Here is a 13,335-nt window from a genome sequence, read left to right as displayed (position 1 = left end):
CCCCGGTACGCCGACAGGCGCCCCCGACCGAGCGGGGACGCCTGTCGCAACGATGCGATCCGATCAGGCTTCGGTCTTCGCCTCGGCGGTCTCCTCGCCCTCGCCCTCGGCGGCCGGCGCCTCGGCGACCTCGGCGGTCTCCTCGCCGACACCGGCCTCGGCCTCCTCGGTGGCCTCCTCGACCTCGGGGAGGGTGGCCTCGAGCTGCTCGGCGGTCGGCGCGGCGGTCACCGAGGCGACGGTCTGCTCCGAGTCGGCGGCCAGCTCGACGCCGGCCGGCAGCTCAACGTCGCCGGCGGTGACCTGCGTGCCGGCCTCCAGGCCCTCGATCGAGGCCTCCAGGTGGTCCGGCACCTTGGTGGCGTCGGCGGTGACCGACAGGGTGTCGTGGTCGTGCACGATCAGGGTGTCCCTCGCGGCCGCACCGGTCAGCTGGACCGGGACCTCGACGGTGACCTTCTCGCCCCGACGGACCAGCAGCAGGTCGACGTGCTCGAAGCTGTCCTTGATGGGGTCACGCTGGATCGCCTTCGGCAGCGCGAGCACCTGGGTGCCGTCGCTGACCTCGATCGCGAAGAGCTGGTTGGCACCGCCCTTGCGGATCGCCGCGGCGAACTCGCGGGCCGGCAGCGCGATGTGCTTGGGCTTCTCGCCGTGGCCGTACAGCACGGCGGGCACCTTGCCGGCCCGGCGGGTACGACGGGCACCACCCTTGCCGAACTCGGTACGGGGCTCGGCGCTGATCTTTACCTCGGACACGGGGAAACTCCTGATGCTTTCGCTGCGGCGGCTTGTCGTCTGGCGGTGCTGGGGCGAGGGGCTCGCTGGGGCTCATGCGTCGAGAACGACTGCCCGGAGCACCGCGTCGATGACGGTGCCTCCGTGCGGCGCTTGTCAGCGGCCCGCCGGGCACCCTCGCCGTGGCAACCGCACCAGTCTACCCGAGCTGATTCCGCGCGTTACGGCAGTCCCCTCGTCACCGTTCCCGCAGGCCCGCAGGGGTGAGACGGCCCTGCCCGGCGGCACCCCGCCGCGGGTGCCCCGCGACGCCGGGACGGGGGCGGTCGCGCCGCCCGGCCCGGCGTCGGACGGTCAGCTCAGGCCACCGAAGAGGGTGGTCACCGAACCGTCGTCGAAGACCTCGCGGATCGCCCGCGCCAGCAGCGGCGCGATCGACAGCACGGTGATCTTGTCAAGCTGCTTCTCCGGCGGCAGCGGCAGCGTGTTGGTCACCACGACCTCGCTGATCGGGGCGTTCTTCAGCCGCTCGGTCGCCGGGTCGGAGAGCAGCGCGTGGGTCGAGGCCACGATCACGTCGGCCGCGCCGGACTCCCGGAGGATGTCCGCCGCCCCGCAGATCGTCCCGCCCGTGTCGATCATGTCGTCGACGATCAGGCAGACCCGCCCCTCGACCTCACCGACCACCCGGTTCGCCACCACCTGGTTCGGCTTGAGCGGGTCCCGGGTCTTGTGGATGAAGGCCAGCGGGCAGCCGCCCAGCCGGTCCGTCCACCGCTCGGCCACCCGCACCCGACCCGAGTCCGGCGCGACCACCGTCATCGGGCGGCCGTCGTACCTGTGCTGGACGTACTCGGCGAGGATGTCCATCGCGAAGAGGTGGTCGACGGGGCCGTCGAAGAAACCCTGGATCTGCGCCGTGTGCAGGTCGACGGTGAGGATCCGGTTCGCCCCGGCCGTCTTCAGCAGGTCCGCCACCAGCCGGGCCGAGATCGGCTCCCGGCCGCGGTGCTTCTTGTCCTGCCGGGCGTACGGGTAGAACGGCAGCACCACGGTGATCCGCTTGGCCGAACCACGCTTCAGCGCGTCGATCATGATGAGGGTCTCCATGACCCACGTGTTGACCCCGTGCGTGACGGACTGGACCACGAAGGCGTCCGAACCGCGTACCGAGTCCTTGAACCGTACGAAGATCTCACCGTTGGCGAACTCGTACGCGTCGGCCGGCGTCGGCGCGACGCCGAGCACCTCACCGATCTCCTTGGCCAACTCCGGAAAGCCACGTCCGGAAAAAAGCATCAGGCTCTTGCGGTTTTCGGCGACGATGCTGCCCATGGGCCCGTCTGCTCCCGTTGGTCGGTGGTACCCGGCGGTGGTGGTGGGCCGGGGACTATTCGGTTGCAGTATCCCCCGCGCCCGAGGCCGACCCGACCGGCTCGGCATCCCCGTGGATTGCCTCACCTTCACTTGCCCGGAATCCCGGTGCCGACGCATCCTCATCGGCCTGCTGGGCCCGCGCCGCCGCCTCGGCGGAGGCCGTGCCGGCCCGCTTGCGGGCCACCCAGCCGTCGATGCTGCGCTGCGGCGCGCGGGTCACCCCGAGCGCGCCCGGCGGCACGTCCTGCGTGATCGCGCTGCCCGCCGCCACGTACGCCCCGGCGCCCACCTCGACGGGAGCGATCAGGCTGGTGTCGCAGCCGACGAACGCGGCCTCGCCGACCGTGGTGCGGTGCTTGTTCACCCCGTCGTAGTTCACGAAGATCGTCGCCGCGCCGATGTTCGCCTTCGCGCCGATCGTCGCGTCCCCCACGTAGGACAGGTGCGGCACCTTCGCGCCCGCGCCCACCTCCGAGTTCTTCACCTCGACGAACGTGCCGACCTTGGCCTTCTCGGCCAGCTTGGCGCCCGGCCGCAGGTACGCGTACGGCCCGACGCTCGCGCCCGGGCCGACCTCCGCGCCCACCGCGTGGCTGCGCAGCACCGTGGCGCCCGGGCCGACGACGGTGTCGATCAGCGTCACGTCCGGCCCGACGACCGCGCCCGTGCCGACCACCGTGCCGCCGCGCAGCTGGGTGTTCTGGTCGACCACGGCGTCGGAGTCCAGAGCGACCGTCACGTCGATCCAGGTGGTGTCCGGGTCGAGCAGGCTGACCCCGGTACGCATCCAGGCCTCGTTGACCCGGTCGCGCAGCAGCCGGCGCAGCGCGGCCAGCTCGACCCGGTCGTTGCAGCCCAGCGTCTCCACGTGGTCCGTCGCCACGTGCACCGCCACCGGCTCACCGGCCGAGCCCAGCAGGGCGAAGACGTCGGTCAGGTACTCCTCGCCCTGGTCGTTGTCGGTCGACAGCTTGCCCAGCGCGTCGCGCAGCCGGGCGGCGTCGAACGCGTAGATGCCGGCGTTGATCTCCCGGATCGCCCGCTGCGCCCCGGTGGCGTCGCGCTCCTCGACGATCTGCTCGAGCCGCCCGTCGGCGTCCCGCACGATCCGGCCCAGACCCGTCGGGTCGGGCACCTCGGCGGCGAGCACGGTCGCCGCCGCGCCCGCGCCCTCGTGCGCCTCCACCAGCGCGGCCACCGTCCCCGGGCGCAGCAGCGGCACGTCGCCGTTGATGACGACCACGGTGCCGGTGGCGTCCGGCGCGACGTCGAGCGCGATCCGGACGGCGTGGCCGGTGCCGAGCTGCTCGGCCTGGAGCACCGGGGTGGCCTCGGGGGCGATCTCCGCCAGGTGCGCGCGCACCTGGTCGGCGCCGTGCCCCACCACGACCACCGTGCGGTCCGCGGCCAGCGGTGCGGCGGCGGCGAGCACGTGGCCGACGAGGGTGCGGCCGAGCAGCGGGTGCAGCACCTTGGGCAGCGCCGACTTCATCCGCTTGCCCTCACCGGCGGCGAGCACGACAACGGTGCGGAGGTGGGGCTGGGACACGACACGGGCTCCCGTCGGGACGGCGAACAGTCTCGCGGCCATGCTAACCAGACGGCGAGCCGCCGTTCGGCACGGCCACACGAATGCCGGGAGATGCGGTGTGAGCTGGGGTGCCTGGATTCGAACCAGGAGCTCAAGGCTCCAAAGGCCTGCGGGTTGCCGTTACCCCACACCCCATAAAATGTCAAGCTTCGCTTGCCGTAAATTCCGGTTCGCGTCCCCCGACGGTCTGGAACAGCTCGGCGATCATACCTTCGATCCGCCAGTAGAGCTCGCGGCTGCATGGCACGGTGATCACTAGGCAGCCACGATAGTCGGCTCCGACGTTGCGTCGCACCGTGGCGGCCCGGTGTTTCTTGAGATTGGCGCGCTGGAAACGCTCAACCGGTAGATCGAGTTTCCGCACCCACCACCTGAGCGCCGCGTCGTGGTCTGCCGACCTGCTCGCCGCCCGCGACATCAGCCGGGTGGACCGGCTGTTCCCGCTGCTGGTGGTGGTCTCGGTCCTCGGCCCGGCGCTGATGGGCGGGGCCACCGGGCCGTAGCGCGGACGCTGGGCGCGCAGGTCGCCTGGCAGGATGGCCGGATGACCGAGCGCCGGCGGAGTGACGAGAACGTGGCGGGTGTCCCCGGCAGCGGCGGCACGACCGGCCGGCGGCGGGCGATTCCCGCCGCGGCCCCCAAGCCCTCCTCACGCGTACGCATGTCGGCGGCCCAGCGCCGGGAGCAGCTGATCTCGATCGCCCGGCAGATCTTCGCCGAGCGCGGCTTCGACGCCACCTCGATAGAGGAGGTGGCGGCCCGCGCGAAGGTCTCCAAGCCGGTGGTCTACGAGCACTTCGGCGGCAAGGAGGGGCTCTACGCGGTGGTGGTGGACCGGGAGGTCCGCGCCCTGCTGGACCGGATCACCACGGCCCTGACCGCCGGGCACCCGCGCGAGTTGCTGGAGCAGGCGGCGCTGGCCCTGCTGACCTACATCGAGGAGGAGACCAGCGGCTTCCGGGTGCTGGTACGGGAGTCGCCGGTGCTGTCGGCGGCGGGCAACTTCAGCAGCGTGATGAACGACGTGGCCCACCAGGTGGAGCACATCCTGGGTGCCGAGTTCTCCAGCCGGGGCTACGACCCGAAGCTGGCCGAGCTCTACTCGCAGGCGCTGGTGGGGATGGTGGCGCTGACCGGCCGCTGGTGGCTGGAGGTGCGCAAGCCGCGCAAGGAGACGGTGGCGGCGCACCTGGTGAACCTGGCCTGGAGCGGGCTGTCGCACCTGGAGGCGAAGCCGAGCCTGATCACGGTGCGGGGGCGCTGAACCCCGGCGCCGTCAGCGGCTGTGGGCCTCGGAGACCGGATGGTGCCGGCGCCGCCGCTCCTCCTCGGCGTGCTCGTCGGTGCCGACCTTGTCGTACAGGCCGGTGCCGAGCAGGAGCAGGCCGAAGATCATCGACACGATGACCGTGGACATCGAGAAGTTGAGGACGTTGGCCTCGGTCTGGAGCACGGCCATCGTGAGGACGCTGGTGACCAGGAAGACGATCCCGGCGGTCAGGTTCATGTAGTGGCCGAGGTTGCCGCGCCGGGACGCCCCGACGATGAGCACGATCCCGAAGGCGACGGAGGCCAGCGAGAAGGCCAGGTTGGTGCGGAGCCCGAGGGCCCAGTTGTCGCCCCGGTCGAAGAGCGGGTCGCCCCACGTCAGGACGACGCCCCAGACCCCGAAGACCAGGATGTAGAGGCCCACCAGCCCGGCGAGGACCCGGTAGACCGGCCGCGCCGGATGGTTCACGGGAAAGTGCGGCATGATTCCTCCACCAATCAGGACATTTACCCTGATTGTCCCTCGGAGGAGGTCAGCCGTCCGCCAAACCGCCCGACGGCCACCCGACAAGAGGCGGAACCACCAAGATCCCACCCCACCGGGCGGCAACGGGCCGGACGGAGCGGGACCACGAGGGGCTTCGCCGGAACCCGACCTGCGCAGGGATCGAGCCTGACCGCCCGCAGCAGATCGGGCTCCGGCGAAAACCCGACAACCACTCAGAGCACGAGTCGGGCCTTCTGCCAGGCCTCCTGCTCCTGCTCCGTGCCGACCTTGCCGTACATGCCGACCATCAGCAGGACCAGGCCGACCACCATCAGCGCGATGACGGTGAAGATGCTGAAGTTGAAGATGTTGGCGTCGGTCTGGATGAAGGCGAGACCGGCGAGGCTGATCGTCATGACGGCGTACGCCAGCCACTGGTTGATCATGACGTCGATGTTGCGGCCGATCGCGGTGCCGGCCAGCACGGCGGCCCCCAGCAGGACGCTGAGCAGCGAGAACCCGAGGTTGGTGCCCTGGCCGAGGACCTGGGTGTCATCCTGGGCGAGGACCTCGTTGCCGGCGCTCGCGATGATGCCGAGCACGCCGAAGGCCACCAGGTACAGACCGGTCAGCCCGCCGATCGCCCGGTAGACCGGCCGCGCGGGGTGGTTGACGGGGGTGTGGGCCATGTCTGAGTCTCCAACGCCGTTCGGGTGAGGGTCGGCAACGATTGTCCCGCACGCCGGGGTGTGACGCCGCACACGGGGGCCTCCCGGTGCGACGACGCGAGCACCCCGGTGGCTCAGCTCGCCGGGATCTCGTCGGCCAGGGCCAGCCAGGACTCCTCGGTGCGCTCCCGCTCGGCCCGCAGCTCCTTGAGCTGGGCGTCGAGCTCGGCGACCTTGGCGTAGTCGGTGGCGTGCGCGGCGAGCTGGTCGAGCAGCGTCGCCTCCTTCTGCTCCAGCTTGCCGACCTGCCGTTCCAGCCGGGCCAGTTCCTTGCGGGCCTGCCGCACCTCGGCGGCGGACATGCCGGTCGCGGCGGGGGCGCCGGCCGCGGGGGCCGTCTCCGGCAGCGCGGGGTCGGGCCGGCCCGCGGCGCGGGCCAGGTACTCATCGACGCCGCCGGGCAGGTGCACCAGACGGCCGTCGCCGAACATCCCGTACGCGACGTCGGTGACCCGCTCGATGAGGTACCGGTCGTGGCTGGCCACGATGACGGTGCCGGGCCAGGAGTCGAGCAGGTCCTCCAGGGCGGCGAGGGTGTCGGTGTCCAGGTCGTTGGTGGGCTCGTCGAACAGGAGCACGTTCGGCTCGCCGGCGAGCAGCCGCAGCATCTGCAACCGGCGACGCTCGCCGCCGGAGAGGTCACTCACCGGCGTCCAGAGCCGCCGGTCGTCGAAACCGAAGACCTCGGCGAGCTGGGCGGCGGAGACCTCCCGGTCGCCGAGCTGCACCCGCCGGGCGACCTCCTCCACGGCTTCGAGCACGCGCAGGTGGCCGGGCAGCTCGGCCAGCTCCTGGGAGAGGAAGGCCGGGCGGACGGTCGAGCCGGTGGCGAAGCGCCCGCCGTCGGGGCGGGTGATGCCGGCCAGCATCCGCAGCAGGGTGGTCTTGCCCGCCCCGTTGCGCCCCAGGACGGCGATCCGGTCGCCGGGGCCGACCTGCCAGGTGACGTCGCGCAGGATCTCCTTCGGGCCGGCGTGCAGGGTGACCTCCGTCAGGTCGTACACCTGCTTGCCGAGCCGGGCGGTGGCGAGCCGTTGCAGCGACATGGTGTCGCGTGCCGGCGGGACGTCGGCGATGAGCGCGTTGGCGGCGTCGATGCGGAAGCGCGGCTTGGAGGTGCGGGCGGGCGGGCCGCGCCGCAGCCAGGCGATCTCCTTACGGAGCAGGTTCTGCCGGCGGGCCTCGGTGGCCGCGGCGACCCGGTCCCGCTCGGCGCGGGCCAGCGTCCACGCGGCGAAGCCGCCCTCGTACGCCCGGACGGTCTGGTCGGCCACCTCCCAGGTGTCGGTGCAGACGGCGTCGAGGAACCACCGGTCGTGGGTGACCACGACCAGCGCGCCCTTGCGGCCGACGAGGTACTTCGCCAGCCAGTCGACGCCGCCGACGTCGAGGTGGTTCGTGGGCTCGTCGAGGATGAGCAGGTCCGACTCGCGGACGAGCAGCGCGGCCAGCGCGACGCGCCGCCGCTCGCCGCCGGACATCGGGCCGACGGGCTGGTCGAGGCCGAGGTGGGGCATGCCGAGGCCGTCGAGGATGGCCCGCACGCCCGCGTCGCCGGCCCACTCGTGCTCGGCGCCCATGCTCTCGCCGAGCCAGGCGGTGCCGAGCACCACGTCCCGGACGGTGGCCTCGGGGGCGAGCTGGAGGGTCTGCGGCAGCCAGGCCACCCGCAGGTCGCGGCGGTGGGTGACCCGGCCGGCGTCCGGTTCCTCGATCTTGGTGAGCAGCCGCAGCAGGGTGGACTTGCCGGCGCCGTTGAGGCCGACCACACCGATCCGGTCGGCGTCGTCCAGGCCGAGCGAGACGTCGGTGAGCAGCGGCCCGGCAGCGCCGTAGCCCTTGGACACCCGGTCCAGGTTGACGATGTTGGCCACGACCTCACCTCCCATGATCAAGGCGTCCCGGTGCCGGTCGGCACCTGGGACGCCTGAGCCTCCCAGCGTACGCGGACCGCCCCGCCGCCCGCCGGGCGCGGGCTCCCGCGAACCCTGGGCCGGCGGCCCCCGGGGAGGCCGGGTCGGGCGCGGGGAGAATCGGGCCGGTCAGGCGATGCGCGCGCCGGGGACCGGGCCGTGGGCGGTACGCGCCTCGCGGCACACGTCGGCGGTGGTCAGCTCCGCGGCGACGCGCTCGGCGTCGGCGGCGTCCGCCGCGAGGAAGACACAGGTCGGTCCCGAGCCGGAGACGATGCCGGCCAGCGCGCCGGCCGCCTCGCCGGCCTTCAGCGTCTCCGCCAGCGACGGGCGCATCGTCAGGGCGGCGGATTGCAGGTCGTTGCCGAGGGTCGCGGCGAGCACCCGGGGGTCGCGCTGGCGCAGCGCGGCGAAGAGCGCGTCGGTGCTGCCCAGCGGCTCGCCGGCGGCGCCGGCGGCGCGGAGCCGGTCCAGTTCCCGGTAGGCGGCCGGGGTGGAGAGGCCGCCGTCGGCGACGGCCACCACCCAGTGCCAGGTGGTGGGGCGGGCCAGCACGGGGCTGACCGTCTCCCCCCGGCCGGTGCCGAGCGCGGTGCCGCCGTGGATCAGGAACGGCACGTCGGAGCCCAGGTCGGCGGCGATGCCGGCCAGCTCGTCGCGGGACAGCCCGGTCCCCCAGAGCGCGTCGCAGGCAACCAGCGCGGCGGCCGCGTCGGCGCTGCCGCCGGCCAGCCCGCCAGCCAGCGGGATCTGCTTGCGCAGGTGCAGCCGGGCGTGCGGCGGCACCCCGGCGTAGCCGGCGAGGGCGTGGGCCGCCCGGATGACCAGGTTGGTGTCGTCCAGGGCCAGCTCGCCGGCGCCCTCGCCCTCCATGGTGAGGGTGAGCGTGTCGCCCCGACGGGCGGTCAGCTCGTCGTGGATGGAGATGGCGTGGTAGACGGTGTTCAGCTCGTGGTAGCCGTCGCGACGCAACGGTCCCACCCCGAGGTGCAGGTTGACCTTGGCGGGCACCCGGACCCGCACCGGCCCGCTCGCTCCGCGCCGCCGCTGCTCGTCCTCGTCGTCCGGTCCCCAGGCCTCGGTCACGGGCGTCAGCCTACTGCGCGGCGGGTGGGGCGGCCGGAGCCGACGCGGCGATGGCGGCGAACTGCTCGACGGTGAGCGACTCACCGCGTGCGCCGGGGTCGACGCCGGCTGCGGTGAGCGCGGCGGCGGCCCGGTCCGCGCCGCCGGCCCAGCCGGCCAGCGCCGCGCGCAGGGTCTTGCGGCGCTGCGCGAAGGCCGCGTCCACCACGGCAAAGACCCGTTCCCGGGGTACGTCGGCGCGGGGCGGTTCGCGGCGGGCGAAGGCGACCAGCCCGGAGTCGACGTTCGGCACCGGCCAGAAGACGTTCGGCGGGACCTTCCCGGCGGCGCGGGACGCGGCGTACCAGGCGAGCTTGACCGACGGTACGCCGTACACCTTGGAGCCGGGGCCGGCGACGAGCCGGTCGGCGACCTCCTTCTGCACCATCACCAGCCCGTGCCGCAGGCTGGGCAGCTCGGCGAGCAGGTGCAGCACCACCGGCACGGCCACGTTGTAGGGCAGGTTCGCCACCAGCGCGGTCGGCGCCGGGTCGGCCAGCTCGGCGGCGCGGACGCGCAGCGCGTCGGCGTGGTGCACGCTCAGCCGCGCGGCGTCGGGCCCGGCGTGCCGGGCGGCGGTCTCCGGCAGCGCGCCGGCCAGCGTCCGGTCCAGCTCCACGGCGTGCACGTGCGCGGCGGCGGGAAGCAGGGCGAGGGTGAGCGAACCGAGGCCGGGGCCGACCTCCAGCGCCACGTCGTCCGGGCTCAGCCCGGCGGCGGCGACGATGCGCCGGACGGTGTTCGGGTCGTGCACGAAGTTCTGGCCGAGCCTCTTGGTGGGGGTGACGCCCAGCCGGGCGGCCAGTTCCCGGATCTCCGCCGGGCCGAGGAGACCGGTCACGCCCCGTAGCCTATGCCGGCCGCCTTGCGTGAAAGGAAGGGCCCCTTCCTAACGCTATGCGTTAGGAAGGGGCCCTTCCTTTCACCACGGGCCGAAGACGCGGTCGCCGGTGGCGGAGAGGGCGGCGCAGAGCCGGTCCAGGTCCGTGCCGGTCGTCTCGGCCAACGACCGTACGGTCAGCGGGATCAGGTACGAGGCGTTCGGCCGGCCCCGGTGCGGCATCGGGGTCAGGTAGGGCGCGTCGGTCTCGACCAGGAGCTGCTCGACCGGGGTCAGCGCGGCGGCCTCCCGCAGCGCGGCGGCGCTGCCGAAGGTGACCGTGCCGGCGAAGCTGAGCAGGTAGCCCCGGCGGACGCACTCGCGGGCGAAGTCGGCGTCGCCGGAGAAGCAGTGCAGCACCACGGTGTCCGGTGCGCCCTCGTCGTCGAGGATCCGCAGCACGTCGGCGTGCGCGTCCCGGTCGTGCACGACGAGCGCCTTGCCGTACCGCTTGGCGATGGCGATGTGCGCCCGGAAGCTCTCCTCCTGCACGGCGCGGCCCTCCTCGCCGGTGCGGAAGAAGTCCATGCCGGTCTCGCCGATCCCGCGCACCCGGTCCCGGGCGGCGAGCGCCTCGATCTCGCGCAGCGCCTCGTCCAGGTCGGGCAGGCGGGGCGCCTCGTTGGGGTGCAGCGCCACGGTGGCCAGCACGGCCGGCTGGGTGTCGGCGACGTCGGCCCCCCAGCGGGAGGAGGCGACGTCCACGCCGACCTGCACCAGCCGGTCGACGCCCACCGACGCGGCGACGGCGACGGCCGCGGCGACCGGGTCCCCGGTGGGCCCGGCGCCCCGGTCCCCGTCCGCGCGCGGCGGCGGGGGCGTGCCGGCCTCGCTGACGGTGATGTCGAGGTGGGTGTGGCTGTCCGGCACGGGGCGGGGCAGCGGCTCGGGTACGGGCGGGAACTCCCCGGCCCGGCGGGCGGCGCGCTGCTTGCGGGTTTCGGTGGGCTCGCTCATCGCGGCCAGCATCACACACCGCGGGTGGCCCGCGTTCCGGGGACGCCATCGGCCGTTCACCCCGAGGGCACATCTCGCGCCTAGCGTCGTCGGGGTGACCGTCACCCCACAGAGCAGCGCAGACGGCCCGCGCGTGACGTACGGGGGCGTGGTGTACCCGGCGGAGGAGATCGCCCGCGGCGCGGCGTACGAGCTGTTCAGCGCCGAGGAGGCGCCCGGCTTCGAGTGGGCGCCCCGGCCCGGCGCCGCGCTGCCGTGGCGCAGGTACGCGCACGCCACCGAGGTCGCCGTCGTGCACCCGACGGCGGTGCCGATCGAGGAGGCGGAGTCCCCCCTGCTGGTGCCGCTGCACCGGGATCTGGGCTGGTCGTACGTGCAGCAGCTCAGCCAGCAGCCGGCGGCGGCCGGTGACCCGACGCTGGCGGCGGTGCGCGCCTCGGCGGTGCTGCGGCGGGGCACCCGGATGGTCAAGGTGCTCTCCGCGCGGCAGCTCGCCGGATACGTGCGCGGGTGGCTGCCGCACGGCTTCTGCTACCGGGAGCACGACGTGGCGCACCTGCGTACGCCGGCGGCGACGGCCGTGCTGCGCACCGACGGCACGGGTGGTCACGACGGCGCGGACGTGACGTACGCGCTGCGTTGGCGGGCGGCCGACCCGGCCGACTACGACGTGCCGGTCGGCGAGGCGCACCGGGGGCTGACCGCGCTCGCCCCCCGGGACCGGCTGGGCGGGGCGGTGCTCGGCACCGGCTTCGTGCCGAGCAGCGCCCAGCTCGTGCCGGAGTTCGTCACCCGGGACTTCGCGGACCTGCCGATGCCGGCGAACGCCACCCTGCTCGCCTACCCGGCCGACGGCGTGGAGGTGGTGCTCTACAGCTACCAGGCCGAGCAGCGCGGCTGGCTGCGGATGGTGGGCCCGCAGTGGCGGCACCTGCTGGCGGCGGTGCCGGGGCTCTCCCCCGACCAGGAGTACGTGCCGACCGGCGAGGCGCCCCGCTCGACCCGGCTGGTCGGCGGCTACGCCGGCGGCGAGTACGAGGCGGTGGCCGACCTGCCGGGCGGGTTCCGGGTGCTGGCGATGACCCGGGCCGCCCGTTACCCGGTGGAGTCGGCGGCCCGCCGGCTGCGGTTGGTCGACTGGCGGGGCGTGCCCTGCCTGGTGCTGCGGGAGGAGTCCGGGTGGCTGCGCCTGCGCCTGCGTCGGCCGGGCCCGGACGCGGTGGCGGAGACGGGGGCGCAGTGCCAGGAGCGGGGCGTCTACGAGACGTGGGCGCCCGCCGCGGAGGTCACCGACGACCGGGTGGTGGACCTGCCGTACCCGCCGTGACCGGGGCCCGGCGGGCGCGTGCGGCGGCATAACCGCGGGCAGGGCGGGAACCCGCCGGCGTCCCGACCGTCACGTGACCAGGAGACGCGCATGCCCTTCATCACCGTGGGGACGGAGAACTCCGCCCCCGTCGACCTGTACTACGAGGACCACGGCTCCGGTCAGCCGATCGTGCTGATCCACGGCTTCCCGTTCAACGGGGCGAGCTGGGAGAAGCAGACCGGGCCGCTGCTGGCCGCCGGATACCGGACGATCACGTACGACCGGCGGGGGTTCGGCAGCTCCGCCCAGCCGGCGTCCGGGTACGACTACGACACCTTCGCCGCCGACCTCGACGTGCTGATGACGGAGCTGGACCTGCGCGACGCGATCCTGGTGGGGCACTCGATGGGCACCGGCGAGGTGACCCGTTACCTGGGCGTGTACGGCTCGCAGCGGGTGGACCGGGCGGTGCTGCTGGCCCCCCTCGCGCCGTTCCTGTTGAGGACCTCGGACAACCCGGAGGGAGTCGAGAAGAGCCTCTTCCAGGGCTTCCAGCAGGCCATCGTCGACGACCGGTTCGCCTATCTCACCACCTTCTGCGAGGCGTTCTTCAACTACGGAGAGAACAAGGGCAGGCTGGTCAGCGAGGAGGCGTTCCGGGCGCACTGGGAGATCGGCGCGCGGGCCTCGGCGAAGGGCACCCACGACTGCGTGGACGCCTGGCAGACCGACTTCCGGGGCGACGTGTCCCGCATCGACGTGCCGGTGCTGATCGTGCAGGGTGACGCCGACGCGGTGCTGCCGTACCCGAAGACCGGTCAGCGGCTCCAGCCGATGCTGCCCGGCAGCCAGCTGGTCACCCTGAAGGGCGCCCCGCACGGCATCCCGTGGACGAACGCGGCCGAGGTGAACCGCAGCATCATGGATTTCATCGGCGCACCGGCGATGGCCCGGGCCTGAC

The 13,335-nt window shown here is 73.5% G+C and carries 13 protein-coding genes and 1 tRNA gene; 4 read left to right on the top strand and 10 right to left on the bottom strand.

Annotated elements, in window-relative coordinates; all coding sequences use genetic code 11:
* Positions 1-63: 63 nt before the first annotated feature.
* The 4 genes from KBX06_RS24380 to KBX06_RS24365 all read right to left on the bottom strand — a co-directional run bounded on the left by KBX06_RS24380 (position 64) and on the right by KBX06_RS24365 (position 3,841).
* Positions 64-759: a 50S ribosomal protein L25/general stress protein Ctc gene (locus KBX06_RS24380; RefSeq protein ID WP_210839030.1), complete on the bottom strand. Its 696-nt coding sequence runs from the start codon at positions 757-759 to the stop codon at positions 64-66.
* Positions 760-1,092: 333 nt separating this feature from the next.
* Positions 1,093-2,073 carry a ribose-phosphate diphosphokinase gene (locus KBX06_RS24375; protein ID WP_210839028.1) on the bottom strand — a complete coding sequence of 327 codons (981 nt, stop codon included), beginning with the start codon at positions 2,071-2,073 and terminating at the stop codon, positions 1,093-1,095.
* Positions 2,074-2,128: 55 nt separating this feature from the next.
* On the bottom strand, positions 2,129-3,706 hold the full coding sequence (glmU, locus tag KBX06_RS24370; RefSeq protein WP_210839026.1) for a bifunctional UDP-N-acetylglucosamine diphosphorylase/glucosamine-1-phosphate N-acetyltransferase GlmU: 1,578 nt from the start codon (positions 3,704-3,706) through the stop codon (positions 2,129-2,131).
* Positions 3,707-3,769: 63 nt separating this feature from the next.
* Positions 3,770-3,841 (bottom strand) — tRNA-Gln (locus tag KBX06_RS24365).
* A gap of 179 nt (positions 3,842-4,020) precedes the next feature.
* On the opposite strand from KBX06_RS24365, the gene KBX06_RS24360 reads away from it, so the two are divergent.
* Positions 4,021-4,209 carry a hypothetical protein gene (locus tag KBX06_RS24360; protein WP_210839024.1) on the top strand — a complete coding sequence of 63 codons (189 nt, stop codon included), beginning with the start codon at positions 4,021-4,023 and terminating at the stop codon, positions 4,207-4,209.
* 41 nt (positions 4,210-4,250) lie between these two features.
* Positions 4,251-4,970: a TetR/AcrR family transcriptional regulator gene (locus KBX06_RS24355; RefSeq protein WP_247686596.1), complete on the top strand. Its 720-nt coding sequence runs from the start codon at positions 4,251-4,253 to the stop codon at positions 4,968-4,970.
* A 12-nt stretch (positions 4,971-4,982) separates the two neighbouring features.
* Here the strand turns inward: KBX06_RS24355 and KBX06_RS24350 are convergent, their stop codons facing one another.
* The 6 genes from KBX06_RS24350 to KBX06_RS24325 form a co-directional block, all read right to left on the bottom strand.
* Positions 4,983-5,459, bottom strand: a complete 477-nt coding sequence (locus KBX06_RS24350) for a DUF4383 domain-containing protein (protein ID WP_210839022.1) — start codon at positions 5,457-5,459, stop codon at positions 4,983-4,985.
* A 236-nt stretch (positions 5,460-5,695) separates the two neighbouring features.
* Complete coding sequence (locus KBX06_RS24345) at positions 5,696-6,151, bottom strand: DUF4383 domain-containing protein (RefSeq protein WP_210839020.1); 456 nt, start codon at positions 6,149-6,151, stop codon at positions 5,696-5,698.
* A gap of 113 nt (positions 6,152-6,264) precedes the next feature.
* Entirely contained in the window at positions 6,265-8,064 is a 1,800-nt protein-coding gene (locus KBX06_RS24340) for an ABC-F family ATP-binding cassette domain-containing protein (protein WP_210839018.1), read from the bottom strand.
* Positions 8,065-8,232: 168 nt separating this feature from the next.
* Positions 8,233-9,189 carry a 4-(cytidine 5'-diphospho)-2-C-methyl-D-erythritol kinase gene (locus KBX06_RS24335; RefSeq protein WP_210839016.1) on the bottom strand — a complete coding sequence of 319 codons (957 nt, stop codon included), beginning with the start codon at positions 9,187-9,189 and terminating at the stop codon, positions 8,233-8,235.
* Positions 9,190-9,199: 10 nt separating this feature from the next.
* The gene (rsmA, locus tag KBX06_RS24330; RefSeq protein WP_210839015.1) at positions 9,200-10,069 is read right to left on the bottom strand and encodes a 16S rRNA (adenine(1518)-N(6)/adenine(1519)-N(6))-dimethyltransferase RsmA; all 870 of its coding nucleotides are present in this window, start codon (positions 10,067-10,069) and stop codon (positions 9,200-9,202) included.
* Positions 10,070-10,150: 81 nt separating this feature from the next.
* Complete coding sequence (locus KBX06_RS24325; protein ID WP_210839013.1) at positions 10,151-11,077, bottom strand: TatD family hydrolase; 927 nt, start codon at positions 11,075-11,077, stop codon at positions 10,151-10,153.
* Between the two features lie 82 nt (positions 11,078-11,159).
* On the opposite strand from KBX06_RS24325, the gene KBX06_RS24320 reads away from it, so the two are divergent.
* Both KBX06_RS24320 and KBX06_RS24315 read left to right on the top strand, forming a co-directional pair.
* Positions 11,160-12,392: a hypothetical protein gene (locus tag KBX06_RS24320; protein ID WP_210839011.1), complete on the top strand. Its 1,233-nt coding sequence runs from the start codon at positions 11,160-11,162 to the stop codon at positions 12,390-12,392.
* Positions 12,393-12,482: 90 nt separating this feature from the next.
* Entirely contained in the window at positions 12,483-13,334 is an 852-nt protein-coding gene (locus KBX06_RS24315) for an alpha/beta fold hydrolase (RefSeq protein ID WP_210839008.1), read from the top strand.
* Position 13,335 lies beyond the last annotated feature (1 nt).

The sequence above is a fragment of the Micromonospora sp. C31 genome (genome assembly GCF_018070575.1).
GTDB lineage: Bacteria > Actinomycetota > Actinomycetes > Mycobacteriales > Micromonosporaceae > Micromonospora.
The sequence above is the reverse complement of the archived record's forward strand: the minus strand, read 5'-3'. Positions and strand labels throughout refer to the sequence as shown.

Bases quoted from the DNA above. Each gene is read 5' to 3' on its own strand.
- KBX06_RS24375 (WP_210839028.1), bottom strand. From the start codon at position 2,073: ATGGGCAGCATCGTCGCCGAAAACCGCAAGAGCCTGATGCTTTTTTCC.
- glmU (WP_210839026.1), bottom strand. From the start codon at position 3,706: ATGGCCGCGAGACTGTTCGCCGTCCCGACGGGAGCCCGTGTCGTGTCC.
- KBX06_RS24355 (WP_247686596.1), top strand. From the start codon at position 4,251: ATGACCGAGCGCCGGCGGAGTGACGAGAACGTGGCGGGTGTCCCCGGC.
- KBX06_RS24350 (WP_210839022.1), bottom strand. From the start codon at position 5,459: ATGCCGCACTTTCCCGTGAACCATCCGGCGCGGCCGGTCTACCGGGTC.
- KBX06_RS24345 (WP_210839020.1), bottom strand. From the start codon at position 6,151: ATGGCCCACACCCCCGTCAACCACCCCGCGCGGCCGGTCTACCGGGCG.
- KBX06_RS24325 (WP_210839013.1), bottom strand. From the start codon at position 11,077: ATGCTGGCCGCGATGAGCGAGCCCACCGAAACCCGCAAGCAGCGCGCC.
- KBX06_RS24315 (WP_210839008.1), top strand. From the start codon at position 12,483: ATGCCCTTCATCACCGTGGGGACGGAGAACTCCGCCCCCGTCGACCTG.